The sequence below is a fragment of the Micromonospora sp. NPDC050397 genome (assembly GCF_044901685.1).
GTDB lineage: Bacteria > Actinomycetota > Actinomycetes > Mycobacteriales > Micromonosporaceae > Micromonospora_G.
On the sequence record NZ_JBJDPS010000001.1, the window covers coordinates 1,396,824 to 1,421,180 of the forward strand.

General features: G+C 70.2%; 32 protein-coding genes. 16 read left to right on the forward strand and 16 right to left on the reverse strand.

All coding sequences use genetic code 11. The annotated features are described in order from the left end of the window. Positions 1–34: 34 nt before the first annotated feature. A complete protein-coding gene (locus ACI2K4_RS05615) occupies positions 35–1,021 on the forward strand; it encodes an HIRAN domain-containing protein (RefSeq protein WP_404509025.1) in 987 nt (328 codons plus the stop codon). A gap of 198 nt (positions 1,022–1,219) precedes the next feature. Here the strand turns inward: ACI2K4_RS05615 and ACI2K4_RS05620 are convergent, their stop codons facing one another. Continuing rightward, a complete protein-coding gene (locus ACI2K4_RS05620) occupies positions 1,220–1,837 on the reverse strand; it encodes an SRPBCC domain-containing protein (protein ID WP_404509026.1) in 618 nt (205 codons plus the stop codon). A 145-nt stretch (positions 1,838–1,982) separates the two neighbouring features. Next, the gene (locus tag ACI2K4_RS05625) at positions 1,983–2,492 is read right to left on the reverse strand and encodes an LURP-one-related/scramblase family protein (RefSeq protein ID WP_404509027.1); all 510 of its coding nucleotides are present in this window, start codon (positions 2,490–2,492) and stop codon (positions 1,983–1,985) included. Between the two features lie 343 nt (positions 2,493–2,835). Between ACI2K4_RS05625 and ACI2K4_RS05630 the strand changes: the two genes are divergently transcribed. After that, on the forward strand, positions 2,836–3,465 hold the full coding sequence (locus ACI2K4_RS05630; RefSeq protein ID WP_404509207.1) for a hypothetical protein: 630 nt from the start codon (positions 2,836–2,838) through the stop codon (positions 3,463–3,465). 68 nt (positions 3,466–3,533) lie between these two features. Here ACI2K4_RS05630 and ACI2K4_RS05635 read toward each other — a convergent pair whose 3' ends face one another. Together ACI2K4_RS05635 and ACI2K4_RS05640 are read right to left on the reverse strand one after the other, a co-directional pair. Next, the gene (locus ACI2K4_RS05635) at positions 3,534–4,193 is read right to left on the reverse strand and encodes a nucleotidyl transferase AbiEii/AbiGii toxin family protein (protein ID WP_404509028.1); all 660 of its coding nucleotides are present in this window, start codon (positions 4,191–4,193) and stop codon (positions 3,534–3,536) included. Next, positions 4,190–4,534, reverse strand: coding sequence for a hypothetical protein (locus tag ACI2K4_RS05640; protein ID WP_404509029.1), 345 nt, complete (start codon positions 4,532–4,534; stop codon positions 4,190–4,192). Before ACI2K4_RS05640 ends, ACI2K4_RS05635 begins: the two co-directional genes overlap by 4 nt. Before the next feature lie 293 nt (positions 4,535–4,827). Here ACI2K4_RS05640 and ACI2K4_RS05645 point away from each other — a divergent pair, with 293 nt between their 5' ends. Further along, the gene (locus ACI2K4_RS05645) at positions 4,828–5,760 is read left to right on the forward strand and encodes a hypothetical protein (protein WP_404509030.1); all 933 of its coding nucleotides are present in this window, start codon (positions 4,828–4,830) and stop codon (positions 5,758–5,760) included. Between the two features lie 64 nt (positions 5,761–5,824). Here ACI2K4_RS05645 and ACI2K4_RS05650 read toward each other — a convergent pair whose 3' ends face one another. From ACI2K4_RS05650 to ACI2K4_RS05660, 3 genes are read right to left on the reverse strand one after another with little or no spacing between them, the layout of a single operon-like run. Next, positions 5,825–6,802, reverse strand: coding sequence for a magnesium transporter CorA family protein (locus ACI2K4_RS05650; protein ID WP_404509031.1), 978 nt, complete (start codon positions 6,800–6,802; stop codon positions 5,825–5,827). After that, positions 6,799–6,954 carry a hypothetical protein gene (locus tag ACI2K4_RS05655; RefSeq protein ID WP_404509032.1) on the reverse strand — a complete coding sequence of 52 codons (156 nt, stop codon included), beginning with the start codon at positions 6,952–6,954 and terminating at the stop codon, positions 6,799–6,801. The genes ACI2K4_RS05650 and ACI2K4_RS05655 overlap by 4 nt, the downstream gene beginning before the upstream one ends. Next, the gene (locus tag ACI2K4_RS05660; protein WP_404509034.1) at positions 6,951–7,727 is read right to left on the reverse strand and encodes a DUF2064 domain-containing protein; all 777 of its coding nucleotides are present in this window, start codon (positions 7,725–7,727) and stop codon (positions 6,951–6,953) included. The genes ACI2K4_RS05655 and ACI2K4_RS05660 overlap by 4 nt, the downstream gene beginning before the upstream one ends. A 353-nt stretch (positions 7,728–8,080) precedes the next feature. Between ACI2K4_RS05660 and ACI2K4_RS05665 the strand changes: the two genes are divergently transcribed. After that, positions 8,081–8,707 carry a carbonic anhydrase gene (locus tag ACI2K4_RS05665; protein ID WP_404509036.1) on the forward strand — a complete coding sequence of 209 codons (627 nt, stop codon included), beginning with the start codon at positions 8,081–8,083 and terminating at the stop codon, positions 8,705–8,707. Positions 8,708–8,713: 6 nt separating this feature from the next. Continuing rightward, positions 8,714–8,911: a hypothetical protein gene (locus tag ACI2K4_RS05670; RefSeq protein ID WP_404509038.1), complete on the forward strand. Its 198-nt coding sequence runs from the start codon at positions 8,714–8,716 to the stop codon at positions 8,909–8,911. Between the two features lie 90 nt (positions 8,912–9,001). Here ACI2K4_RS05670 and ACI2K4_RS05675 read toward each other — a convergent pair whose 3' ends face one another. After that, a complete protein-coding gene (locus ACI2K4_RS05675; RefSeq protein WP_404509039.1) occupies positions 9,002–10,147 on the reverse strand; it encodes an SRPBCC domain-containing protein in 1,146 nt (381 codons plus the stop codon). 196 nt (positions 10,148–10,343) lie between these two features. On the opposite strand from ACI2K4_RS05675, the gene ACI2K4_RS05680 reads away from it, so the two are divergent. Further along, positions 10,344–10,499, forward strand: a complete 156-nt coding sequence (locus tag ACI2K4_RS05680) for an amidophosphoribosyltransferase (RefSeq protein ID WP_404509208.1) — start codon at positions 10,344–10,346, stop codon at positions 10,497–10,499. A 54-nt stretch (positions 10,500–10,553) separates the two neighbouring features. On the opposite strand, the gene ACI2K4_RS05685 is transcribed toward ACI2K4_RS05680, so the two are convergent. Then, on the reverse strand, positions 10,554–11,225 hold the full coding sequence (locus ACI2K4_RS05685; RefSeq protein WP_404509040.1) for a hypothetical protein: 672 nt from the start codon (positions 11,223–11,225) through the stop codon (positions 10,554–10,556). Positions 11,226–11,358: 133 nt separating this feature from the next. Between ACI2K4_RS05685 and ACI2K4_RS05690 the strand changes: the two genes are divergently transcribed. Next, on the forward strand, positions 11,359–11,556 hold the full coding sequence (locus tag ACI2K4_RS05690) for a hypothetical protein (RefSeq protein ID WP_404509042.1): 198 nt from the start codon (positions 11,359–11,361) through the stop codon (positions 11,554–11,556). 57 nt (positions 11,557–11,613) lie between these two features. On the opposite strand, the gene ACI2K4_RS05695 is transcribed toward ACI2K4_RS05690, so the two are convergent. From ACI2K4_RS05695 to ACI2K4_RS05710, 4 genes are all read right to left on the reverse strand, one after another. Further along, positions 11,614–12,114 (reverse strand): hypothetical protein, encoded by a 501-nt coding sequence (locus tag ACI2K4_RS05695; protein WP_404509043.1) that lies wholly within the window; start codon positions 12,112–12,114, stop codon positions 11,614–11,616. Positions 12,115–12,116: 2 nt separating this feature from the next. Continuing rightward, positions 12,117–12,326 (reverse strand): phosphatidylethanolamine-binding protein, encoded by a 210-nt coding sequence (locus ACI2K4_RS05700; RefSeq protein ID WP_404509044.1) that lies wholly within the window; start codon positions 12,324–12,326, stop codon positions 12,117–12,119. A gap of 112 nt (positions 12,327–12,438) precedes the next feature. Beyond that, positions 12,439–13,383, reverse strand: coding sequence for a universal stress protein (locus ACI2K4_RS05705; protein ID WP_404509045.1), 945 nt, complete (start codon positions 13,381–13,383; stop codon positions 12,439–12,441). Between the two features lie 121 nt (positions 13,384–13,504). Further along, positions 13,505–14,398: an alpha/beta hydrolase family esterase gene (locus ACI2K4_RS05710; RefSeq protein WP_404509047.1), complete on the reverse strand. Its 894-nt coding sequence runs from the start codon at positions 14,396–14,398 to the stop codon at positions 13,505–13,507. A gap of 209 nt (positions 14,399–14,607) precedes the next feature. On the opposite strand from ACI2K4_RS05710, the gene ACI2K4_RS05715 reads away from it, so the two are divergent. From ACI2K4_RS05715 to ACI2K4_RS05725, 3 genes are all read left to right on the forward strand, one after another. Continuing rightward, the gene (locus ACI2K4_RS05715) at positions 14,608–14,898 is read left to right on the forward strand and encodes a hypothetical protein (protein ID WP_404509048.1); all 291 of its coding nucleotides are present in this window, start codon (positions 14,608–14,610) and stop codon (positions 14,896–14,898) included. A 150-nt stretch (positions 14,899–15,048) separates the two neighbouring features. Continuing rightward, entirely contained in the window at positions 15,049–15,789 is a 741-nt protein-coding gene (locus ACI2K4_RS05720) for an SAM-dependent methyltransferase (protein ID WP_404509049.1), read from the forward strand. Between the two features lie 108 nt (positions 15,790–15,897). Further along, a complete protein-coding gene (locus ACI2K4_RS05725) occupies positions 15,898–16,464 on the forward strand; it encodes a GNAT family N-acetyltransferase (RefSeq protein ID WP_404509050.1) in 567 nt (188 codons plus the stop codon). A 53-nt stretch (positions 16,465–16,517) separates the two neighbouring features. Here the strand turns inward: ACI2K4_RS05725 and ACI2K4_RS05730 are convergent, their stop codons facing one another. The 3 genes from ACI2K4_RS05730 to ACI2K4_RS05740 form a co-directional block, all read right to left on the reverse strand. Beyond that, entirely contained in the window at positions 16,518–18,908 is a 2,391-nt protein-coding gene (locus ACI2K4_RS05730; RefSeq protein ID WP_404509052.1) for an ATP-binding cassette domain-containing protein, read from the reverse strand. A 146-nt stretch (positions 18,909–19,054) separates the two neighbouring features. Then, on the reverse strand, positions 19,055–19,465 hold the full coding sequence (locus ACI2K4_RS05735) for a VOC family protein (RefSeq protein ID WP_404509053.1): 411 nt from the start codon (positions 19,463–19,465) through the stop codon (positions 19,055–19,057). Positions 19,466–19,470: 5 nt separating this feature from the next. Next, positions 19,471–19,920, reverse strand: a complete 450-nt coding sequence (locus ACI2K4_RS05740; protein WP_404509054.1) for a helix-turn-helix transcriptional regulator — start codon at positions 19,918–19,920, stop codon at positions 19,471–19,473. Between the two features lie 384 nt (positions 19,921–20,304). On the opposite strand from ACI2K4_RS05740, the gene ACI2K4_RS05745 reads away from it, so the two are divergent. The 6 genes from ACI2K4_RS05745 to ACI2K4_RS05770 all read left to right on the forward strand — a co-directional run bounded on the left by ACI2K4_RS05745 (position 20,305) and on the right by ACI2K4_RS05770 (position 24,311). Then, on the forward strand, positions 20,305–20,946 hold the full coding sequence (locus ACI2K4_RS05745) for a CDP-alcohol phosphatidyltransferase family protein (protein ID WP_404509055.1): 642 nt from the start codon (positions 20,305–20,307) through the stop codon (positions 20,944–20,946). Continuing rightward, positions 20,943–21,878: a DUF881 domain-containing protein gene (locus ACI2K4_RS05750; protein WP_404509056.1), complete on the forward strand. Its 936-nt coding sequence runs from the start codon at positions 20,943–20,945 to the stop codon at positions 21,876–21,878. The genes ACI2K4_RS05745 and ACI2K4_RS05750 overlap by 4 nt, the downstream gene beginning before the upstream one ends. Continuing rightward, entirely contained in the window at positions 21,875–22,207 is a 333-nt protein-coding gene (locus tag ACI2K4_RS05755) for a small basic family protein (RefSeq protein ID WP_404509057.1), read from the forward strand. The genes ACI2K4_RS05750 and ACI2K4_RS05755 overlap by 4 nt, the downstream gene beginning before the upstream one ends. A gap of 10 nt (positions 22,208–22,217) precedes the next feature. Further along, positions 22,218–23,201: a DUF881 domain-containing protein gene (locus ACI2K4_RS05760; RefSeq protein WP_404509058.1), complete on the forward strand. Its 984-nt coding sequence runs from the start codon at positions 22,218–22,220 to the stop codon at positions 23,199–23,201. 64 nt (positions 23,202–23,265) lie between these two features. Beyond that, positions 23,266–23,646 (forward strand): glycine cleavage system protein GcvH, encoded by a 381-nt coding sequence (gcvH, locus tag ACI2K4_RS05765; protein ID WP_404509059.1) that lies wholly within the window; start codon positions 23,266–23,268, stop codon positions 23,644–23,646. A 212-nt stretch (positions 23,647–23,858) separates the two neighbouring features. Beyond that, entirely contained in the window at positions 23,859–24,311 is a 453-nt protein-coding gene (locus ACI2K4_RS05770) for an FHA domain-containing protein (protein ID WP_121161321.1), read from the forward strand. Positions 24,312–24,357 lie beyond the last annotated feature (46 nt).

Here is a 24,357-nt window from a genome sequence, read left to right on the forward strand (position 1 = left end):
CGCCTTCTTGATCCTCAGGGCGTACTTTGCAGCGGTGACTCGACCGTTTGACTTGTGGGGCCAGCAGGGCTGGTGCGGGCAAGAGGTTGCCGGCGAATCAAACTACGCGAAGGACATCAGGGCTCTGTTCGGGCGAGATTTCAAGCCCTACGGCAACGAGATCATGGTGCAGGCCCACCTCATACCGGAACCGACCAACAAGTTCGACCGCAACGCTGTCAAGGTAATGTGCTCGGGTCGCCATGTCGGCTACCTCCCCAAAGAACAGGCAGCCCTGTACTCGCCGGTTCTTACCGCGCTTCTCGACCAGGGCTGGACGCCCCAACTTCTGGCCCGGGTGTGGGCTGAGGAGCGCGAGGACTGGGACAACCCACGTCGTCGGACCTTTGTCGGTTCGGTGCGGCTCGACCTCGCCGAGCCACACATGATCGTACCCACCAACATGCCCCCGCCCGAGCTGCACACCGTGCTGCCAATCGGACGGGCCGTGCAGGTGAGCGGCGAAGAGAAGCACATGGGGCATCTCGCGGCACTGGTCAGCCCGCAGGGTGAATCGTGGGTCTACGTGACGTTGCACCAGGTCGAGATTCAGCGAGCACGATCCACCCGTACCCTCGTCGAGGTTCGGATCAACGGCGCTGTGGCCGGTACGTTGAGCCCGGCGACCTCGGATGAGATCCTGCCGGTGCTGACCCATCTGACCGGCATGGGGCTGACCACGGCGGCTCGCGCGATACTGAAGGGCAATCGGGTCAAGGCCGATGTGTCTGTGCGGATGTCGAAGGCGAGTGAACTCTCTGACGCCTGGCTTGATGCGCCACCCAGCGCCACCGGCGTGGTTCCGGCGGCCAGATCCGAAGCATCGACGGGTCAGGACATCGCGCCGGCACCGACGTGGCAGTTCGTCGTGCCACCGAACTGGCCGGCTCCTCCCGCCGGCTGGGTGCCGCCACAGGGTTGGCGTCCAGATCCGACCTGGCCTCCCGCGCCACACGGATGGCGATTCTGGAAACCGGCATGATGCCTCGGCGCTCGGACGGCCCGAGCCCAAGGTCGGTCGTCAGCGCCTGTCGAACGTGAAGAGTCTGGCTTGCCATAGCCGGCCAGACTCTTCGTGCTGATGGGCGCCAGGGGTCTGGCCCGATCCCTGTTTGAGGCCGAACGGCTCGGCGTGGCCGGGTCCCGTTGTCGGGGACCCGGCCACGTTGTACTCGTGCGCTCAGTAGTTGATTTCGACGTCGTCGGCGACCGAGCGCCACCGGGCGATCCAGTCGTCGCGCAGTTCCGCGAAGGCATCCTCGGGCAGGCCGTAGCACGTAACCATGGCCGTCATCGGCGCGCTTCCCACGTTTCTCAGTGATTGTTTACTGGTCACCCCGACCAGGTTGCCGGCACGGTCGACAACCATCTGCTGGAATCGGCTCCGATGAAAGAGTTCCTGCCCGGCCGAGGCGTCGAGCAGGGCGAGTACCCTCGCGCTGCTCGACGTGCCGGTGAGATAGACCGCTTGCCGTTGTCCGTCGGCGTGCCGCTCGAGGTAGAAGCGAAGCTGCTCGAGGAAGGCGGTCCAGCCCTCTTCGATCACGTCGTAGACGCCCGCCCACCCCTTGTCGTCCGGCGGGGTCGCCAGGACCACCCGAACGATGGTGCGTTGACCGTCGTCCTCGAGCTGGATCTCCTGGCCACCCTCCAGTTCGATCCTGTCCGGTGGCACCGGTCGCGCTCCGTCGACGAAGATCTGTTGAATCTCCTGGTCGAGGCCGTCGTACGGCCAGCCGAACCATTCACGGATTCGGTCGGGCATGGTCAGGGCGCGCCATACCTCGTCGCGCGGCACCTCGATCAGTCGTTGTACGCGAAACGGTTTCTGGTCGGTCATCTCACTGATCGCTCCCTGATCCGCTGGTTGGCGCTGCTCGACAGCGTGCTACGTCGAATTCACTCAGTCACCAACCTCGGCCTGGCGCGTCGCCCCCGATCAGTCAGTCCTTCTTTTCCTTCTCCTCCCGTTCCTTTTCCGCCCGGGACTGCGCGAGGTCCAGGGCGAGGACACCGGCGAGAATCAGCAGATGGTCCTCGTCCTCGACGATGTTCACCGCGTACGTGTCGCGAATCGTGAACCACTTCTTCGACACCGTGGCGACCTCGCGCCCGTCCCGCTCCACCGTGTACTCGTGGTCGAGCAGGTCCCCACGCATCTCCAGGTCATGTGGCCCAGGGATGTCGATCGTGTACTTGTCCCGGAACGGGGTGAACAGCTTCTTGCGCACTTCGGCGGCCTTCTCGCCGCCGATTTTGATGGTGTAGGTGCGCCGTAGCGCGATCAGTTGCCGGTGTACGGACGCGACCTCCTCGCCGGAGGCGTCCTCGATGACAACCTTGTCGCGCAGCGTCAACACCTTGCCGTCGACGTGGTAGACCTTACGTCCGGAATCGTCGGTGATGTCGAAGTCGTCGCCGATGTCGAAGAATCGTTCGCGGATGAGGTACATGCGTGCATCCTCGCATCGGCTCACCCCTGTGGCACTCCGAGGCCGTTCCGCCAAGCGCCTTCGCCGTACCGCCCCGGGCGGGGCACGGCGTCGTCCAACCGTCGGCCGGTCGCGTCGTTTGCGAGGTTTTTGGGCTTGATCGACATGGTTCGGGGTCATGATCGGCGGAATGTTGGCTGGGTCGGGGTCGTTATACATCGCGTACGACCGGAGCAGCGCCGAGGCAGTTTCCCCCGCCTCATAGAGCCTGTGGCCTCGTACTTTTTCCCGGGTTGTAGTGCCCACCCCCTTTGGGCGCTCCTCGGAACCCCCGAATGGAAGGTGAACCATCGTGAAGACGACCATGACCCGATGGCTCCCGGCTGTCGCAGAGACCTCGTTCGTTCGTAGGACCGCCCTGGGTGTTGCCGGCCTCGCCTTTGTCGGCGGCGCCGTCGCCGGACCGGCGTCGCATGCGTTCGCGTCCCCGGCGGAGCAGACCGCCTCGGCCATGACCACCGTCGCCGTCGTGAGCGCCGACAGCAAGCCGGCCATGGACAAGCTCTCCCCGCACGGCACCCAGGGTGCCCAGTCGCACATCACCCTGAGTAAGGACCAGCTTGCCAACGCCAAGGCCATCACGGATACGGCGAAGAAGCTGGGCATGGGTGAGCGTGGCGCCGTGATCGCGGTCGCGACGTCGATGCAGGAGTCGAAGTTGGAGAACCTGGGTCACCTGGGTGACATGAACGACCACGACTCGCTGGGTCTGTTCCAGCAGCGTCCGAGTTCTGGTTGGGGTTCGCCTGAGCAGATCACCGACCCGGTGTACGCCTCGACGGCGTTCCTGAAGGGTCTGAAGCAGGTTGACGGTTGGCAGGACATGCCGCTGACCGATGCCGCGCAGAAGGTTCAGGTGTCGGCGTTCCCGGATGCGTACGCGCAGTGGGAGGACCAGGCCGCGCACATCGTGCAGGACGTCTGGACCAAGTAAGCAACACCGCGAAATCGACAACGTGTCATTGGCCGGGTCCCCGTGTGGGGATCCGGCCAACGGCCGTGTCAACGCGGCCAGTCGGCCAGGCGCTGGTGTACGACCCGTACGTCCTCGGGGCTGAGGCCGTAGCGCGCGAACCGCTGGTCGGGTAGCCGGTCGAGGTAGTGGCCGGCGGCCCGGATGTCGGTGGGGTCGAGTGCCGGGTCGTAGCTGTTCGCCAGCGCGAGCAGTTCGTCGATCCGGTAGACGTCGAGCGCGGCGGCGATGTCGATGTAGTCGCGTACCTCGCGACGGGTGATCAGGGCGACGGTCTTGCTGGCCACCAGATCCTGTACGTGCATGACCGGTCCGAGGTCCATCACGACGGGGCTGCGGTGCCGGTCGAGTCGGCCCAGGGTGAGTCGGAGCTGCCGGCCGCCACGGCTGACCACGAAGTCCTTCATGTCCTGGTCGAATCCGTCGAAGAGGCTGCCCAGATCGTTGGCCGGATCCTCGTCGCGTACGTCGAAGCCGGCGGCCCGCAGGACGGTACGGACCTCGGCCGCGGCGGCACCCGCCGCGCCGTCGACGTCGGCGAACAGGTCGAGGTCCTCGGTGGGCCGGTTGACCAGCCCGTGCGCGGCCCAGGCCACACCGCCGCCGAGGACGAAGCCGTAGCGGTCGGCGACGGAGAGCGCGACCCGGGCCACCTCGCGGTAGAAGTCGCCCAGGTGGGCGGTGCTCACGCCGCCCGGCGCAGCGAGCGGTGTCGGGCCTCCCAGGCCCGTCGCACCCCGTGCGGCAGGTTCAGCTCGGGCCAGAGTCGTCGCAGCAGGGTGCCGTTGAGGTGACGACGTAGGTCGTCGGTCCGGGTCGCCTCGCGCAGCACGTTCTCGTACATCCAGAGAAGTTGGTCCGGGTCGGCCAGGTCGAAGGTCCGGTCCGCGCACCACATCAGCCGTAGCGGCAGTTCGACCACGCCCGTGAGCGGGCCGTTGAGCTCGGCGACGGTCCGGGTCACCACGGCCGGTCGCCCGGGACGGGCCAGGAAGGCGCCACCGGCCGCGGTCGTCTGGGTGCCGAGCATGGGGAGAGCGTAGCCCGTATCCGATCTGATTCGGGTCAGGGCTGTCCTTCGTGTCCGTTATGCCGGATTCGGCGACCGGGGGTGACCGGGCCACGACTGGGCCGAGGCCGAACCCCCGCCGCGGAGCCTGGCATTTCCGGAATGCCGGATGGGCCCGGCCCGTTACATATTGCGTACGCCCGAGCAGCACCTGCCGGGCGTCTTGTTTTGTCCCGGACTGCTCCTCACGGAGTGGGTCATCCCCCCGGGAACGCTCCCCTCGGAGCGCCCACCCCCAACGGAAGGCTCCCATCGTGAAGAACCGTTTCACTCGATGGCTCCCGGCCATCGCACAATCCGATCTCCGCGAGTACGCCCGCACCAAGATCGAGCAGGCCGACCTCGGCCGTCGGCTCGACCGTGCCAAGGCGTTCCAGGCCGACGTGAGTGGCCTGACCCGGCACCAGGTCGGCCGGCTGGACCTCGGCCGTTTCGCCGAGGGTAACCGGCGCAAGGCCGTACTCACCCTGGCCGGTGTGGCGGTTGTCGGCGGTCTGGCCGCCGGCCCGGCACTGGCTTCGGAGGACTCGACCTCGCCGAACGTGAACCCGGCCGCCGCCGCGCAGCTCCGCCAGGCGGCGATGGCGGACAAGACCGAGATCAAGTCGCTCGTCGGGCAGCCGAGCCCGGACGGCGGGCAGCCGGCCACCGGTGCCACCGAGCAGCCGACGGTGGTCGACTCCAAGCCGGTCGACTCCGCCAAGCGGATGCTCGCCGACAAGCCGGCCGAGAAGCCGAGCCTGGGCGACCTGATGCCGTACGGCACGCAGGGACAGCAGGTCTCCACGCCGCTCAACGACGACCAGTGGAGCAACGCGCGGGCGATCGTCCAGACCGCCAAGCGTGAGGGCGTCGGCGAACGGGGCGCGGTGATCGGCGTCGCGACCTCGTTGCAGGAGTCGAAGCTGAACAACTTCGGCCACCTCGGCTACCTCAACGACCACGACTCGCTGGGCCTGTTCCAGCAGCGCCCGTCGTCGGGCTGGGGTACGCCGTCGCAGATTACCGACCCGGACTACGCCTCCTCGGCGTTCTTCAACGGGCTCAAGCGGGTCAACGGCTGGCAGGACATGCCGCTGACCGTGGCGGCGCAGACCGTACAGGTCTCGGCCTTCCCGTTCGCGTACGCGCAGTGGGAGAACCAGGCCGCGCACATCGTCCAGGATCTCTGGTCCGACAACCGCTAACCCGGTAAGGAAGGGCCCCTTGTTATCGCCTAGGCGATAACAAGGGGCCCTTCCTTACCTCTGGTCAGAGCCAGCGGCGTCGCTTGAAGATCACGAAGAGGGCCACCGCGATGGCGATCGTCACGACCGTCGACACGACGAACTCGATGATCGTGTGATTCCACGGGAACGCGACGTTCTGGCCGAAGAAACCGGTGATCGCGGTCGGCACCGCGATGATCGCCGCCCAGCTCGTCACCTGTTTGACGGTCAGGTTCAGGGTGTTGTTCTGCAGCATGAGGTTCGTCTCGAGCATGGCGTTGTTCAGGTCACGCAGCGACTCGGTCCACTCGATCACCCGCAGCACGTGGTCGTAGACATCCTGGAAGTACGGCAGCATCGGCGGGCTGACCAGGTGCATGGTCGGGCGCATCATCGAGTTGATCACCTCGCGCATCGGCAGCGCGACCTGGCGCAGCCGGACCAGGCTGCGCCGCCCCTGGAAGGTCCGCTCCTGCAACTGCGTGTACGTCTCCGAGTGGGGCCTGAACATCGCGCTCTGCAACTCCACCAGCGACTGGTCGAGCTGCTGCACCGACTCGAAGTGGCCGTCGACCAGCGCGTCGACCAGACCGTAGATCAGGAACGCGACGCCGTACCTGGCCAGGTCGGCGTTCTCGTCCCAGCGGATCAGCAACTGGTTGACGTCGAAGCGCTCGTCGTACCGGACGGTGATCAGCACCCGCTGGTTGATGAACGCGGCCACCTCGGACGTACGCAGACCACCGTCCGGGTGCATCTGGGCCATGTACGTGTTCAGGAACAGGTGCGAGTCGTAGCGGTCCAGCTTGGCCCGCTGTGCCTGCTGCACCGCGTCCTCGACCGCGAGCGGGTGCATCCCGAACTCCTCGGTCAGCAGGGCTATCTCCTGCGGCGACGGGCGGCACAGGTCCAGCCAGGCGAACGAGTGCTCGGTCTGGTCCAGCCGGCTGGCGACCTCGGTCGGTGGGAAATCCTCCGCGACCAGCTTGCCGTCCCGGTAGAGCCGGGTCCGGCCGCTCACCGGCCACCCGCCCCGGGCACCGCCGGGCGGCGCCGTTCGATCCGGCCACCCGGGGCGGCGACCGTGCGGCACCGTTCGACCCGGCTACCCGTGCCGGGCACCGCCGGGCGGCGCCGTTCGATCCGGCCGCCCGGGGCGGCGACCGTGCTCACGGCTCCTCCTGGGCCGGGACCAGCCACGACTCGCGTAGATCGAACACGGCGGCGGCGAACCGTCCGCCGGGCACGGTGGCGGCGACGGTGACCGCGTCGGTCATCGTGTCGACGGCCGACATCAGCGGTAGCGAGTCGACCCGCAGGCCGTGCGCGCGCAGTGCCCGGCGGGTTCGCGCGCCCGTGTCCGGGGCCGTCGTGGGCACCGTGAGCAGCGCCCGCGCGTCGGCTGGATTTCGCAGGCCGAGAGCCCACCAGCCGCCGTCGAGTGTCGCGCCGAGCAGCGCTGCCGCCCCGGCGTCGAGCCGGCGGGCGGCGGCGTCCAGCAGGCTCCAGTGCAGGTGCGGCGTGTCGGTGCCGATCTGCAGCACGGGCTGGCCGGGGAAACAGGCGCCGACCTCGGCGTACGCGCCGACGAGACGCTCCGCCGGGGTCGAGCCCCGCTGCTGCGTCACCGTCCACCCGGCCAGCGCCCGTCGAATCTCCTCGCCCCGTGGAGCGTCCGCAAGATCACCGGCGAGGGCGATGACCGGGACGACGCCGGGGGTGGCGGCCACCGCGTCGACGGTGTCGAGCAGCGCGGCGGCCGCGATCCCGGCCGCCTGTTCGGCGGTGGCCGGGGGAGACAGGCGAGTCTGCACCGCTCCGGGCACCGGGGCCCGCGCCAGGAGCAGGAGGACCGGCCCGGCGCCCGGCCCGGCGCTCGCCTCAACACCCGCGCCCGGATCGTCGGGGCGGGGCGGCGTCACGTCCATCCGGTGGGACTGGGTCACGACCACTCCTCGTGCCGCGTCGTCGAGCCGCAGATTGCCATTGTGGGCAGGTTCGGCCGACCGCCGGGCGGCTTCGGCGACGAACACGGCGTGCCGGCACGCCGTACCCGGTCGGCTCCGCCGTTCGGGTGTCCGGCCGACGCGGTCTGGTGACACCCGGGCGACGCGCCCCCGGTGGGCCGGAAAGCTCGCCACCGCCGCGCGACACGCGCGGCGGTGTTACGACCGCCACCTCCGCCGCCGGCCTGCGGCATTCCGACCCCGATCACGAGTACGGTGTGCGGGGCGATTCCAGCAGGTCACTCCTGGGCGTCGCGGTGTGTCGGCGGCCGGGGCGATGGTGGGGGAGACGGATGTCGGAGACGAGTCTGCAGTGGCCGGCCAGCCCGGCGGCGGCGCTGGATCTGCTACTTGAGGGGAACAAGCGCTTCATCAGTGGCAACCGGTTGCACCCGCACCAGGACGCCGACCGGCGTACCGCCCTGGCGCCGGCGCAACGGCCGTTCGCCGTACTGTTCGGCTGCTCCGATTCTCGGCTCGCGGCGGAGATCATTTTCGACCGGGGCCTGGGTGACCTGTTCGTCGTACGGACCGCCGGTCACGTGGTCGGGCCCGAGGTGCTGGGCAGCATCGAGTACGCCATCGCCGCTTTGGACACGCCGCTGATCGCGGTGCTCGGACACGACTCCTGTGGTGCGATCGCCGCCACCCTCGCCGCCATCCAGCACGGGATCACCCCGGGCGGGTTCATGCGTGACGTGGTGGAGCGGGTGATGCTGAGCGTGATGCCGGTGTACGACCAGACCACCAACAACCCGGACCTGGCGGTCGAGGAACACGTCCGGTTCACGGTCGACATGCTGGCGCAGCGCTCCTCGGTGATCGCCGAGCGGCTGGCCGACGGGCGCGTCGGGGTTGTCGGCCTCTCCTACCGACTGGCCGAGGGCAGCGTGCAACGCGTGGGCGGCGTCGGGGTGTAACGGCCTATGGACCCGGTGACGACCTGGCGGGACCGCAACCACCGGTGGCGGATCGAGGCGATCCGTGCCCCGGACCTCAGGTTCGCCGTCTACGCCACCAACGGCACCGCCGAGTCCGCCCCGCTCTGGCTGTTCGGCATGACCGGGCTGGCCCGGTGGCTGATGATCCAGGGCTTGGAGCTCGACGACCTCGAAGAGATGTGACGGTTCGACCGGATCGGTGCTCCACCGCCGGCCTCGGAGCGGATCGCCGAGGCTCGTGGCAGGTGCCGGGTCAGCGGTGGAGCACCGGGTTCACAACCCGCTACAGGGCCGGTCGCCGACCCGGCAGCTTTCCGGTTGCCGCTCGCTCAGCGCCGCGTTGACCTGGAAGGTGAACCGGGCGGCGGCGCCGGCGGCGACCGTACCGCCGGTGAACGTGACGGTCCGCCCCTTCTGCTGGTGGTTGGCACCGGATACGTCGGCCACGGTGGCGCCGCCGTGCAGCACGACGGTGACGACCCACTGTCCCGCGGCGGCGCTGCCCGAGTTGCTGACCACGATCTCGCCGGTGTAGCCGAGCAGCTCACTGGAGGCCCGGGTGTAACGGGCCTCCAGGTTCGGCTGGGCCGGCGGAGCCGCCGCGCCCCCGGCCGGTGGCCCGGCCGGAGCCTGCGGGGGCGGGGGCGAACCCGGCGACGCCGTCACCGACGGGTTCGCCGACACGGTGGCGGACGCCGACGGCGGCGGGGCGCCGGTCCGCGACGGTGGGGCCGCAGTGCCGCTCGTCGCCGGGGTCCCGGACGGGGCGGCGTCGGCGGGACCCGACGTCACCACGCCAGGCTCCTGCGCGGCGGTCGTTGTCGTGTCGTGCGACGGTCGGGCGAGCGCGACCACCACCAGGGCGCCCCCCAGCACGATCGCGGCGGCGATCAGCCCGCCGACCAGCCGGCGTCGCACCGGCCGACCCCGCTCGGTGGCGCCCGGCTCGACTCCGGTGGCCGCCGCGCCCACGGCCGGGGTTCCGTCCGAGGTGAAGTCGACCTCGCGGAAGGCGAGCCAGTCGAGTACGGCCGGCAGCGGCCCGGCGAGGAGCTGCTCGTACGCCTGCTGCCGCTGCTGCTCCTGCTCGGAGGTCCAGTGACCGTCGGTGCCCGACTGCCGTACGGTGAGCCGGGACCCCTCCTCGGTGTCGACCAGCTCGAACCGCACCAGCACCCGTACGCCGTCCTCGCGCCACCGCACGACCAGCAGGTGGGGTTCGACGATCTCGACCACCGCGCCGTTGACCTCGCCCTCGACCCCGGGTAGGTCGATCGGCGTGAGTTCGAAGGGGGCGCCCGCCTCGGGCTGCAGGTCGGTGGCGCCGAGCCACTGTCCGATCAGCTGCGCGTCGGTCAGCGCGCGCCATACCCGTGGCACGGGATGGCGCAGTTCAGCCTCTGTCCGGATATCGGTCACCGCGTGACTGTACCGACCCACTTGTCCGGGCAAACCGCCCCGCCGGCCGGAAACGCGTCACCCCGGGTGACGACCGGTCGGATCGAGGACAAGAGCGAGTCCGCCGAGACCCGCCGCCCCGATCGGGGCACCCCTCGGCGGACGCCAGACATCACCGATTCACCCCATTACGGTGAGCCGCGTGAAAAATAAGGGATTGCGTACCTTTCTCTCCGTGCTGGCGGGGCTGGCGGTGATCTTCTTCGGCACCAGCGACGGACGCGGCGTCACCAACGCCATCCTGGCCCTGGCCGTGGTGGCGGGCCTGATCGTCTGGCACCTGACCAAGCCGAGCAACACCTCCGTCAGTTGACCGGCGTCAGTTGACCGGTCCGAGCAACACCTCCGTGAGCTGACGGGTGCCGGGTCAGCGGGCCGCGACCGCCCGGGCCAGGTCACCCGAGAGCTCCCGGTCGTCGATCGGCTGCTCCCCGAGCGAGACCCGGACCAGCGCCGATGCCAGCCGGGCGAAGTCGGCGCCCCGGGTCAGGCCACTGAGCTTGTCCGCCGAGGCGGGCAGGCCCAACCGCTGTGCGCCGGTGCCGACCCGCCGGTCGGTGTACGGGCGCAGTCCCGGCCACACCGCCTGCACCTCGCGTAGGAAGATCTCCGCCCCGGTCGGCCCGATACCGGGGAACTCCATCAGCAGCCGACGCAGCGCCGGCGGGTCCCCGTTCGCCTCGTCGTGCAGCCGCCGCAGGTCACCGTGCCAGCGGTCCAGGCAGAGTTTCGCGCCCTCGGCGAGCATGGTGGCCGTCCGTTCGTCGTAGCGCCGGTAGTGCCCCCGGCCGAGCGCGGCCAGCACACTGCGCCGGTTCCCCTCCGCCATCTGCTGCGGTGACCGGAATCCGGCGGCGAAGAGTTCCCGGGCGGCCGCGATCGCCACGTTCGCCCGGATCCGGGTGCTCAGCAGCGTGGTGAGCACCAGCAACCGGTACAGCGGCCCCGGCCGGTCGGCCAGGTCGATGCCGGCCTGTTGGGCGTACGTCTGCCCGTACCGGTCGAGCAGGGCCCTGACCACCTCACGATCGTCGCTCATGCCCTCTGCCTACCCGCTGGCGCCGGTGGTACCCCGGGCCGAGGGCCGGCATGGCGACCGGGCCGCCGGGTAATCCACGGGGTGCGGGCCGGTGCGGACCCCGCACCGGTGCCGAGCGCGGAAGGAGACAGCGATGACGAACGTGCAGCAACCGGAGATGCGTCGCAACGAGAACAACCCGACCGTGCAGGACAGCAAGGGCCCTCGCCCCGGTGAACCGCGTCGCAGTTCCGGCGGCGCCGCCCGACCGGTCCCGCCGGACCAGGTGTCACCGTACGGGCCGTCGTCCCGCCCGGTCGCCGACGCCGGTGAAGACCACCACCGCGACTGACCCACCGTCGCGCGGAGGCTGCGTAGCGCCCCGGCGCCCGTACGTCGGCGTGCACGGTCATCGTGACCGGCGCGACCGACCCAGCCGGTGCCACGCGGCGGCCGAGGCGAGGCCGTACACCAGGTGCGGCACCGCGTCGGACAACCAGTCCGACCGGCTCCAGCGTCGCGGATCGGTGACGCCGAGGGCGGTCAGGGACGCGTCGGTGGCGAACATGGCACCGACACCGAGCACCACGCTGGCCACCGGTAACGGCAGTCGCCGCCTGGCGTCCAGCACAGCGACCAGCACGGCGGCGCCGATCCCGGTGCCGTAACCGAGCAGCGCCCCGAGGGCCGAGCGGCGGTTCGCCGCCTGGCCCTCGGGTCCGAGACTCAGGTGTACGGCTCCGGCGAGGTGCCCGGCGGCCTGGTCGGGCGTACTGCTCGCCGGACGGGCCCGGATGGTCATGTCCAGGTACGTGACCGCGTTGAGGGCCATCGTTCCCACCGCTCCGGCGATCGCGCCGTCCAGCGCGGACTGCCCGTGGTCCACCCGTGAGGTGCCGTACGACCCCATCGTCAGCCCCGCTCGCCGCGTCCGCGTTCGCCCTTCGGGCCCCGCCCGCGTTCGCTGCGCAGCACGCCGCGCTGCCCCCGGTCGTCCTGTAGGACCTGGTTCGCGACGGTGTTGGCGCCCTTGTCCACGGCGCGTCCGGAATCCTCGATCAGCTTGCGCAGCCGCGCGCGTTCGACGTCGTACGCGTTGCTGCCCGGTCGTGGTCCTGGCATGGGGTGCCCCCCGTTCCGTTGTGGTCCGACGGCGTACCCGAGGTGTCTACCCGCCCAGGTGGGGCGCATTCGTGATTCCGTCCCGACGAGCCGCCCCGCCCGGCGGGCACCCTCAACCGTCCGGGTGGGCCGGCCGACCGGGGTCCGCGACCGTACGGGTGTGCTGACCGGGTCGGCCGACAACGGCGTGCGGTACGACGGCCACCGGACTCTGCGCGTGGTGCAGGACGTGCTGGCTCACCGAACCGAGCAGCAACCCGGTCAGGGCACCTCGGCCGTGCCCGCCGACCACCACGAGCTGGGCGTAGTGCGAGAGCTCGACCAGCGCCGGGGCGGCCCGGCCGGGCATGAGCTGGCGGTTGATCTCCACCTGTGGGTAGCGCTCCCGCCAGCCGGCGACCGACTCGGCGAGGACCCGCCCCTCGTCGTCGCGGAGCGCGTCGCGATCGTGCACCGTCGGCAGCACGTCCCCGGCCTGGGTCGACACCGGGTGCCGGTAGGCGTGCACCGCCACCACGTGGGTACGTCGAAGTGCCGCCTCCTGGACCGCGAACGCGACCGCCTCGGTGGACAGGTGCGTCCCGTCGATGCCGACGACGACCGGCCCGGTCGGGTTCGGCCTGCCCCGGGCGACGAGCACCGGGCAGGCCGCGTGCGAGGTGACCTGCACCGCCACCGAGCCGATCAGCAGGCTGGTCAGCCCACCGAGCCCGTGGTCCCCGATCACCACCAGGGGGGCCCGGGTGGACTCGCCGACCAGGACGGCGGTGGCGAATCCCGGCACCACCTCGCCGGTGACGGCCACGCCGGGCGCGACGGCGCGTGCCTCGGTGAGCGCCTCGTCGACGACCCGTTCGGCCTGCTGGCGCAGGCCGCCGTCGGCCGGCCCGGCCGGTGACGGTTTGCCGGAGACGCGCAGCTTCGGCCAGACGAAGGCGTGCACCACGCGGAGCGGACGCTGGCGCCTGTTCGCCTCGTCGGCGGCGAGCCGCACCGCCGCCAGGCCGGTCGTGGACCCGTCGACGCCGACCACCACCGCGTCGTTGTTCGCGTCCATCGTTCCGCTCCTCCGGGCTGCTGTCCGGGCACGGCGCCGATCCCAGTATGGGCAGGTGACGGGCTGGCCGGGGCGATAAGTGACGTACCGGCGGCGGTTCGCCGACGTCGCGACCCGGCGGTCAGGTACGGCGCGGACGGGCGGCGAAGAACGCCCAGATCAGTTCGGTGGCCGCCACCCCGGCTCCGGGCGCGGCCACCGGGCCGACCTTCGCCCCGGGCCAGGAATGCCCCATGTTCGCCAACCGGTACTCCTCCACGTCGCTGCCGTCGGCGCAGCGGGCCCGGTCGAGGGTGACCGCCTCGGCCGGCGCCGACGCGGGCCCCGCCGGGACACAGCGCAGCCGTTGCCGCCACGCCCGCATCCCGGCCTGGAACTGCTCGGCGTACCGGTCCTGCCCGCCGATGAAGGTGATGACCGAGACCGGGCTCTTCGGGACGTAGTCCGCGGCGGCGGCCGGGGGACCGATGAACCCGCCGCTGGCCACACCGATGGCGGCGAACACGCCGGTCGCCTCGACGGCGGCCCGGAAACTCAGGTCGCCGCCGTTGGAGATGCCGGTCAGGTAGACCCGGTCCGGGTCGACCCGCCAGCCTCCGGTCAGGTGCGCGGCGAGGGCCTTCAGGAACCCGACGTCGTCGGCCGTGCCGCAGCAGACCAGGGCGTTGAACCCACCGTTGATCCCGTCGGGGTACGCGACCAGGAAGTTCTCCCGCTCGGCCACCGCGTCGAACTCCACCATCTCGCTCATTCCGAGTCCTTCGCCCGGAAAGGGGTGCAGCGCGATCACCAGCGGGACGGGCACGGCCGGGTCGTAGTTCGCCGGCGCGTGCAACCGGTACCGGCGGGCGACCCCGTCGTGGTCCAGGGTGAGTTGGTGCCGTCCGGGCGCGGGCGCGACGACGGCACTGCTCGGCGAGGGGGAGGGCGCGGTTCCCGTTCCCTCGTCCGTGTCGCAGCCAGCCGCGCCGAGCAGGACGCTCACCGCCGCGAAGAACACCGTCAACCGCCGCATGTCGTACCCCTTCCGCTCCCCGTGGGCCTTCAACCTCGGTGTCGGGGTACGGCAGGGTCAACCCTTTCGGCGTACGCCGAAGACATCGGGGCGGTACGTCGGGTAGCTGAAGGTGGTGCGGTTCGCCCCATCAGTCGGGGCTGGTGCCGATAGTCTGCCAGCACCGCCTTTCTGCTTGATGATCGCCACGGGGGGCTGAGTTGGTAGCCGTGGAACTCACCCGGTTCCGGGTCTCCTCGGACCGGACGGAGCAACTGCTCGCGGCGCGTCCGGCCATGTTGCGCGACTTCGAGGCCGACCGGGCCGGGTTCATCGACGCCCGCCTGGTCCGGTTGCCCGACGACGAGTGGCTCGACATCGTCTTCTGGCGGTCAGCGAAGGATCTGGCCGCGTCCCGCGCCAAGGGCGGCAACCTCCCGTACATCCGGGTGTTCCTGGATCTGATCGACGAGACGGTCAGCTCGGAAGAGGGCACCATGCACGACGTACGTCTGCGCTGAGTCGCCGCGCGGGCCGGTCAGCTCAGGTCGGTGACCGGATCGATGACCCAGTGGTGCGACCGGAGCGGCCGGTCGGCGAAGGCGACGTCGCGCTCACCCCTCCACTGTGTACGCTGTACGCCCGGCGGGGCTGAGCGAAGGATTCTGTCGATGACCCAGGACCCGGTGGTGCCGAGCACCGCCCGCATGATCGACTACTGGCTCGGGGGCCGGCACCACTTCCCGGTCGACGTCACCGCCGCACAGGCGTTCGAGGGCGCGTACGGACCCTGCGCGGCGATCTTCCGTTCACTGCGCGACTTCTCCGGACGGGCCGTGGCCCACCTGGTCGACCACGGCATCGACAACTTCCTGGTCTTCGGCGCGGGAGTGCCCAGCCAGGGCAACGTGCACGAGGTCGCCAGCGGCTCGCACGTGCTCTACACCGACATCGACCCGGTCACCATCGCACTCGGCCAGGAGATCCTCGCCGACCACCAGCGCGCCGGGTACGCCTTCGGCGACGCGACCGACCTGTCGAGCATCGAGCCGGAGGCGCTGACCCGGTTCCTTCCCGGCTGGGGGCGGGAGCCGATCGGGGTCGTCTTCCTCGGCCTGGCCGCCTTCCTCGACGACCCGACGCTGGCCCGTACCCTCGCGCGGTTGCACCGGGCGGTGCCTCCCGGCAGCATGCTGGCCTTCGACTTCGACGGCGAGGAACTCGCCGACCACCCGGTGGCGCTGGCGATGATGGGGGACGGCTTCCACATGCGTGCCCCGGCCGGTTTCCCGGACCTGCTCGGCGACTGGCGGCTGACCCCCGACGGCATCGTGCCGGTGGCCCGGTGGCGCGCGGAGGACCCGCCGGCCGACGTGCCGGACGCGTTCCACGGCGGCGTCGCGCTCCACTAGCCACCCCACCGCCCCTCCGGCCGCTCGCCGTCCACGCTCCGCGCACCCCGGTCCGGGACGCGCGGAACCGGGGTGCGCCCGGGACCGGCGGCGGCATAACATCGGCCGGTGCTGCGCCCCGCCTATCCGATCGAGACCGAGCGGCTGCTGCTGCGCCCGTTCCAGGACGGCGACTTCACCGACCTGCACGCACTGACCTCGCATCCGGAGGTGGTCCGGTACCTCTACTGGGAGGTGCACGACGAGGCCGCCACCCGGGACGCGCTCACCCGCCGGATCAGCCAGGCGGAGCTGCGGGAGGAGGGGCAGTGGCTGGCCCTGGCCGTGCAGTTGCCGACCACCGGGCGGGTGATCGGCCAGGTGGTCCTCAAGTGGGTCAGCGTCGCCAACCGGCAGGGTGAGCTGGGGTTCGCCGTCAACCCCGAGTTCCAGGGCATGGGGTACGCGACGGAGGCGGCCGAGGTCGGGCTCCGGCTCGGATTCGAGCAGCTCGGACTGCACCGGATCACCGGCGCGTGCGACGTACTCAACGAGCCGTCCTGGCGGCTGATGGAGCGGCTCGGAATGCGCCGGGAGGCCCACTTCGTCGAGGACGAGATCTTCAAGGGGCAGTGGGGCGAGCAGTTCGTCTACGCGATCCTGGACCGGGAGTGGCGCGACCGGCACGGCGCCTGAGCGGGCCCGTACCGGTCGCGCGCACGTCGGGAAAGGTGTTCCCGCGGCTCGGGTCAGGCGCCGACGTAGGCGGCGAGATGCTCGCCGGTGAGGGTGGAGCGGGCGGCGACGAGGTCGGCGGGGGTGCCCTCGAAGACGATCCGCCCACCGTCGTGCCCCGCTCCGGGGCCGAGGTCGATGATCCAGTCGGCGTGCGCCATGACCGCCTGGTGGTGCTCGACCACGATCACCGACTTGCCGGCGTCGACGAGCCGGTCGAGCAGACCCAGCAGGTGCTCGACGTCGGCGAGGTGCAGGCCGGTGGTCGGCTCGTCCAGGACGTAGACGCCGCCCTGCTCCGCCATGTGGGTGGCGAGCTTCAGCCGCTGCCGCTCACCACCGGAGAGGGTGGTCAGCGGCTGACCGAGGCTGAGGTAGCCGAGCCCCACGTCGGCGAGCCGGGTGAGGATGGCGTGCGCCGCGGGCGTCCGCGCCTCGCCCGCGCCGAAGAACTCCTCGGCCTCGGTCACCGACATCGCGAGCACCTCGCTGATGTCGAGACCGCCGAGGTGGTACTCCAGCACCGACGCCTCGAACCGTTTCCCCTCGCACTCGTCGCAGACGCTGGTGATACCGGCCATCATCGCCAGGTCGGTGTAGACGACGCCGGCCCCGTTGCAGTTGGGGCAGGCACCCTCGGAGTTGGCGCTGAACAACGCCGGCTTCACCCCGTTGGCCTTCGCGAACGCCTTACGGATCGGGTCGAGCAGCCCGGTGTACGTCGCCGGGTTGCTCCGTCGCGAGCCACGGATCGCACCCTGGTCGATCGAGACCACACCGGCCCGGGCGGGAATCGACCCGTGCACGAGCGAACTCTTGCCGGAGCCGGCGACACCGGTGACGACGACGAGCATCCCGAGCGGGATGTCGACGTCGACGTCGCGCAGGTTGTGCGTCGCGGCGCCACGGATCTCGAGCGTGCCGGTGGGCGTACGCACGGTCTTCTTCAGCGCGGCCCGGTCGTCGAGGTGGCGACCGGTGAGGGTGCCGCTGGTCCGCAGCCCCTCGACGGTGCCCTCGAAGCAGATGGTGCCGCCGTCCGTACCGGCCCCGGGGCCGAGGTCGACGACGTGGTCGGCGATCGCGATCGTCTCCGGTTTGTGCTCCACCACGAGCACCGTGTTGCCCTTGTCCCGCAGCCGCAGCAGCAGGTCGTTCATCCGCTGGATGTCGTGCGGGTGCAACCCGATGGTGGGCTCGTCGAAGACGTAGGTGACGTCGGTCAGCGACGAGCCGAGGTGGCGGATCATCTTGGTGCGCTGAGCCTCGCCGCCCGACAGTGTGCCCGACGGCCGGTCCAGCGAGAGGTAGCCCAGCCCGATCTCCACGAACGAGTCGAGGGTCTGGCGCAGGGTGGCCAGCAGCGGCGCGACCGACGGCTGGTCCAGCTCCCCGACCCACTTGGCCAGGTCGCTGATCTGCATCGCGCAGGCGTCGGCGATGTTGATCCCGTCGATCCGCGACGAGCGGGCCGCCGCGCTGAGCCGGGTCCCGTCGCACTCGGGACAGGTGGTGAAGGTGACCGCCCGGTCGACGAACGCCCGGATGTGCGGCTGCATCGCCTCCCGGTCCTTGGCCAGGAACGACTTCTGGACCTTCGGGACCAGTCCCTCGTAGGTGAGGTTGATGCCCTCGACCTTCACCTTCGTCGGCTCGCGGTGCAGGAAGTCGTGCATCTCCTTCTTGGTGAAGTCACGGATCGGCTTGTTCGGGTCGAGGAAGCCCGACTCGGCGTAGATCCGTACCGTCCACCAGCTGTCAGCCTTCCAGCCGGGAATGGTGATCGCGCCCTCGGCGATCGACTTGGAGTCGTCGAAGAGCTGGCCGAGGTCGATGTCGGAGACCGCGCCCCGGCCCTCGCAGCGGGGACACATGCCGCCGGTACGGGTGAAGGTCTGCCGTACGGTCCTGCCGGCACCGCGTTCGACCGTGATCGCGCCGGTCGCCCGTACCGAGGGGACGTTGAAGGAGAACGCGTTCGGCGACCCGACGTGCGGTTGACCGAGTCGGCTGAACAGGATGCGCAGCATCGCGTTGGCGTCGGTGGCGGTGCCGACGGTGGACCGGGGGTCGGCACCCATCCGCTGCTGGTCGACGATGATCGCGGTGGTCAACCCCTCGAGTACGTCGACCTCGGGTCGGGCCAGCGTCGGCATGAAGCCCTGCACGAAGGCGCTGTAGGTCTCGTTGATCAACCGTTGCGAGTCGGCGGCGATCGTGCCGAACACCAGCGAGCTCTTGCCCGATCCGGAGACGCCGGTGAAGACGGTCAGCCGCCGCTTCGGGATCTCGACGGTGACGTCCTTGAGGTTGTTCACGCGTGCGCCGTGCACGCGGATCAGGTCGTGGCTGTCGGCGACGTGCGGTACGGGCGCCCCGGTCCTCGTCGAAGTGGCCTTGCTCATCGTGTCTCCATCTGTCGGGCGGGCCGTCTGTCCGGCCGCCGCGCGTTACCGTCGCCGGTGAGTGGCTCGGGGACGTCGCCGGCGGGATCGGTGACGGTGTGGTGGGCGGCCTGCGCCGCGACGGTTCCGGTCGAGCCGGACGGGGTTCAGCGGATCTGCTGGATCCGGACCAGGTTGCCGGCGGGATCGCGGACGGCACAGTCGCGGATGCCGTACGGCTGTTCGGCCGGCTCCTGGACGACCTCCGCACCGCTGGCCAGCACCCGCTCGAAGGTGCCGTCGAGGTCGGCGGTGGCCAGGACGACACCGGCGTAGGTGCCCTTGGCCATCATCTCGACGATGGCCCGGCGTTCGTCGTCGGTGATTCCCGGGTCGGCGGCCGGCGGCTCCAGCACGATGGAGGTGCCGGGCTGCCCGGCGGGACCGACGGTGATCCACCGCATGCCCCCGTGGTCGACGTCGCCACGGACCTCGAAGCCGAGGGTGTCGCGGTAGAAGGCCAGGGAGGCGTCCGGGTTGTCGTGGGGGAGGAAGGAGGCATAGATCGCGATGTCCATGGCGGTCACGCTAGCCGCGCCCGCGCCGGCCGCGCTTCTCGATTCCTGATCGGTCTGGTCACCTGTTTGGCCAGGCAGGGTGGCATCCCGACGGTCGCCTGCGCGGCCCGTTGCCGGTAGGTGCTCGGCGGCATGCCGACCAGTTCCGTGAAGCGGGTGCTGAAGGTGCCCAACGACGAGCAGCCGACGGCGAAGCAGACCTCGGTGACGCTGAGGTCGCCGCGCCGCAGCAGCGCCATCGCGCGCTCGACGCGTCGCGTCATGAGGTACCCGTACGGGGACTCACCGTAGGCGAGGCGGAACTCGCGGCTCAGGTGCCCGGCGGACATGTGCGCGCCGCGGGCGAGCGCCTCGACGTCGAGCGGCTGGGCGTACTCCCGGTCGATCCGGTCCCGGACGCGGCGCAGCCGGGCGAGGTCGCGCAGTCGTCGCGACTCGGCGTTGCTGCTGTTCACCTGCGAGATCGTGCCACATCGGCGGGGTCGCGGCGAGCGCCGACAGGCCCGGTGCCGGCCCCGAACCTCGCCATCGGGCCGTTCCCGCCCGAACCGTTCCACCAACAGAACTAGCGTCCTAGGACGACTTACGGGTTGTGGTCCTCGTCACCGACCAGACGACCCGCATCGGCAGCCGACGGCCCCCAGCAGGGGGCGGATATAGTGACACCGCAAATCAGCAGCCCCGGGTGCCCGCCGAACACCGGAACCGGGGTTGCGCCAGGAGTCCGGCACCACGGCGAGGCCAGCGAGCGGGGTCCGTGATCACCGGCGAGAGCGCGCACGGTCCCGGACCGACCCGTGCCAGCGGGAAGCGACGGACCAACCGCAGAGGGAGGTTCGGTGTCGCGTCGGCCGGCGCGGGCGGACGACGCCCAGCCAACCGGGGGCACCGCCGCCCGGTCCGAGGGTGCGGGTAGCCGGGTCCTCACGATTCCGAACCTGATCAGCTTCGCCCGGCTGCTCGGCGTACCGCTGTTCCTCTATCTTCTGCTGGGGCCCAGGGCGGACGTCGCCGCCCTGGTCGTGCTCGCCGTCGGCGGCACCACCGACTGGGTCGACGGTTACGTCGCCCGCCGGCTCAAGCAGGTCAGCCGGCTCGGGGAACTGCTCGACCCGACCGCCGACCGGCTCTACATCCTGGCCACCCTGGCCGGCTTCACCGCCCGCGAGATCGTGCCGTGGGAATTCACCGCCGCGCTGCTGGCCCGCGAGCTGCTGCTGCTCGGTTCGCTGCTGGTGCTGCGCCGGTACGGGTACGGTCCACCGCCGGTGCACTATCTCGGCAAGACCGCCACGTTCATCCTGTTGGCCGCGTTCCCGACGTTGCTGCTCGCCGACGCGGTGTCGGGTGCGGCGACGGTTGCCGGTGCGATCGGGTGGTCGCTGGCGTGGTGGGGGCTGGTTCTCTACTGGGTTGCCGGGGCGTTCTACCTGGTTCAGGCCGCTCGTCTGGTCGGTTCGAGGCGCCGGGAGGCGCGATGAGTGCCGATCGTCGGCCGGAGCGGGTGTACGCGCCGGACTTTCTCACCGAGCTGTTCCGTAATCCGCTGGATCCGGGTTATTCGGATGCGGCGGCGAGCCGGCGTGCGGGGCGTGGGCCGACGGGGTGGCGCCGGAGGTCGATCCGGGTGGTGACGGTGGTCACACTGGCGGCGCTCGGGTTTCTGCTGGCGGTGGCGTACCGGCAGACGATCGAGGGGGAGCCGGGTCGTAGTCAGGCGCGGGCCGGGTTGGTGGCGCAGATCAAGCAGCGGGAGAGCGAGACCGACGAGCTGACCCGCCGGGTGGACGAGTTGCGGGCGGAGGTCAACCGGCAGCGTGATGCGGCGTTGTCGGGTAGCGACGCGGCCAGGTTGCGGGATCTGGAGGCGGGTACGGGTCTGGGGCGGGTCCGTGGCGACGGTGTGCTGGTTCGGGTGGCCGATGGGCCGTCGGAGGCGGATGCGGTGACCGGGGTGGGCGGTACTAACCTCGGCAAGGTGCTGGACCGTGATCTGCAGGACGTCGCGAACGCCTTGTGGAGTGCGGGCGCGGAGGCGATCTCGATCAATGGTCAGCGGTTGACGGCGACGTCGACGATTCGGGCCGCCGGTGGTGCGATCCTGGTCGATTTCCGGCCGGTGACCGGCCCGTACGAGGTTTCCGCGATCGGTCCGGGTCAGTTGGAGCGCCGGTTCCGAAGCAGTGCGGCGGCGGCTCTGTTGCGTCAGGTGTCGGTTGAGCACGGCATGTCGTTCGACGTACGGAAGGTCGATGACCTGACCTTGCCGGCGGCGGGTGAGCCGCAGTTGCGGTATGCCGTGCCGTCGGTGTCGCCGTCCGTGTCGCCTGTGCCGTCGGGTGCGGGGCGGTCCAGTAGTCCGGCGTCGCCAGGCGCCGGGAAATCCCTCAGTCCCTCCGGAGGCGGCCGATGATCCCTGTACTCGCGTTGCTCGTCGGTGTTGTGCTCGGCGTGGTGTTGGACCCGACGGTGCCGGCGGCGTTGCAGCCGTACCTGCCGATCGCCGTGGTCGCGGCCCTTGACGCGGTGTTCGGTGGGGTCCGGGCGAAGCTTGACCGGATTTTCGACGACAAGCAGTTCGTGATCTCGTTTATCTCGAACGTGCTGGTGGCGGGTGTGATCGTTTATCTCGGTGACCAGTTGGGGGTGGGTGGTCAGTTGTCGACCGGGGTCGTGGTGGTGCTCGGGGTCCGGATCTTCGGGAATGTGGCGGCGATCCGTCGGCACCTGTTCCGGGCGTAGGTTTCTGACGATGAGCGACGAGCAGCGACAGGCCGGGTCGGGGGCTGAGGTGCCGGCGGCGGGGTCGGTGGACGGCCCGCCGGGGGATGCCGGTGGTTCCGGTCTCGGGTCGGACGGGCCGACGGTGGATCTGGCCGGGGTGGCCCGGTCGGCGGGTGTCGGTGGGTCGGCCGGTGGTGAGGTGTCGCCGCAGGCGACTGGTTCCGGTCCTGGGGTGGTGTCGGAGCCGCAGGAGCCGGGTGGTCCGGACTCGGAGGTCGCCGAGGGCGCGGAGGCTGGTGCGGGGCGGCCGGTGTCCGGGGCGGCGCGGTGGAGCAGCGCCAGTGTGATCATCGCGGTGTTGTTGGCGTTGCTGGGGTTCACGTTGGTGGTGCAGTTGAAGAACAATTCGGCGGATCCTGAGTTGGCGGCGACGCGGCAGGAGGACCTGGTGCGGATCCTGTCGGATCTGGAGTCGCAGGAGGAGCGGCTGCGTCAGGACATCGCGGGGCTGGAGGAGAGCAAGCGGCAGTTGGCGTCGGGTGCGCAGGGGCGGCAGGCGGTGTTGGACGAGGCGACTCGGCGGGCTGACGAGTTGGGCATCCTGGCGGGTACGTTGCCGGCGCGGGGTCCGGGGTTGACGGTGACGTTCTCGGCTGGGGCGAAGCCGGTGGGGGCGGCGACGTTGTTGGACGCGGTGCAGGAGTTGCGGGGTGCGGGTGCGGAGGCGATGCAGATTTCTGGTGGTGGGGGTGCGGTGCGGGTGGTGGCGAGCACGTTCTTCCTGGATGACGGTGGTGGTGTGGCGGTGAGTGGGCGCCGGTTGACCGGCCCGTACACGGTGACGGTGATTGGTGATCCATCGACGATGCGGACCGCGTTGAACATTCCGGGCGGGGTGGTCGCGTCGGTCAGTGGGGACGGCGGTAACGTTTCGGTGCAGGAGCGTGAGGTGGTCGACGTGTCGACCCTGAGTGCTCCGTTGGATCTGAAGCACGCGCGCCCGGTCTCCTGACCGGGCGCGGCCGTACCTTCCTGGGTGCGGGTATCGATCGATGCGATGACGAAGGACGCGGCTGGTGATTCCTGAGGACCTGCGTTACACGGCCGAGCACGAGTGGGTGTCGGGCGACGGTAGCGGACCGGTGCGGGTGGGCATCACCCATTTTGCGCAGGATGCGCTGGGTGACATCGTCTATGTGCAGCTTCCGGACGAGGGTGCCTCGGTCGAGGCGGGCGAGTCGTTGGGTGAGATCGAGTCGACGAAGAGTGTTTCGGAGATCTACGCCCCGGTCAGTGGCACGGTGGTGGGTCGTAACGCGGAGCTCGGCGACACCCCTGAGTTGATCAACACGGATCCGTACGGTGCGGGTTGGCTGGTGGAGATCGTTCCGGGTGGGCCGGCGGCGGTCGAGGGGTTGCTCTCGGCGGCGGCGTACCGGGAATTGACCGAGAGCTGAGTGTGGTTTCGCGCGGGCGGAAACCGGCCCGCGCGTCTGGTTGCCCTGTATTTCGGCGCTGGCTAGGCTCGCTCAGTCGACCGAGAATCCAATAGTTGTGCGTTGCGGAAATTGCCTTCCCAGGCACGGGAGAGCCAGCCGCTGGGCTTGACAGCCTGGCGGCCAGACCCGCCACACCCGACGCCGACCGAACTGATCCGTGAGGTGGTCCCATGACGCGCCCAGACGACGAGTTCCCCCCACTCGACGTCACATCGACGCTCAACCTCGGTGCGCTCGACGAAGTGCTTGAGGGACCGGATGCCGATGTTGTGCCGAGTCGCATGTCGGGTTCGTTGCCTCCGGGCATGGCGTTGCTCGTCGTCCGGCGGGGTCCGAACGCTGGCGCCCGGTTCTTGTTGGACCACGATGTGACCACCAGTGGCCGGCATCCCGACAGTGACATTTTCCTCGATGACGTGACCGTGTCTCGGCGGCACGCCGAGTTTCACCGGGACGGTGGCACGTTCACCGTCCGGGACGTGGGGAGCCTGAACGGGACCTACGTGAATCGGGAGCGGGTTGAGGCGGCCACCTTGAGCAATGGCGACGAGGTGCAGATCGGTAAGTTCCGGTTGGTCTTCATCGCCGGTCCGCGCCCGGAGGAGGAGGCCGGCCGGGGGTGAACGAGCGTGCGGCAGCGGCTGCGCCCACGGCTTCGGCCGGTCGGGC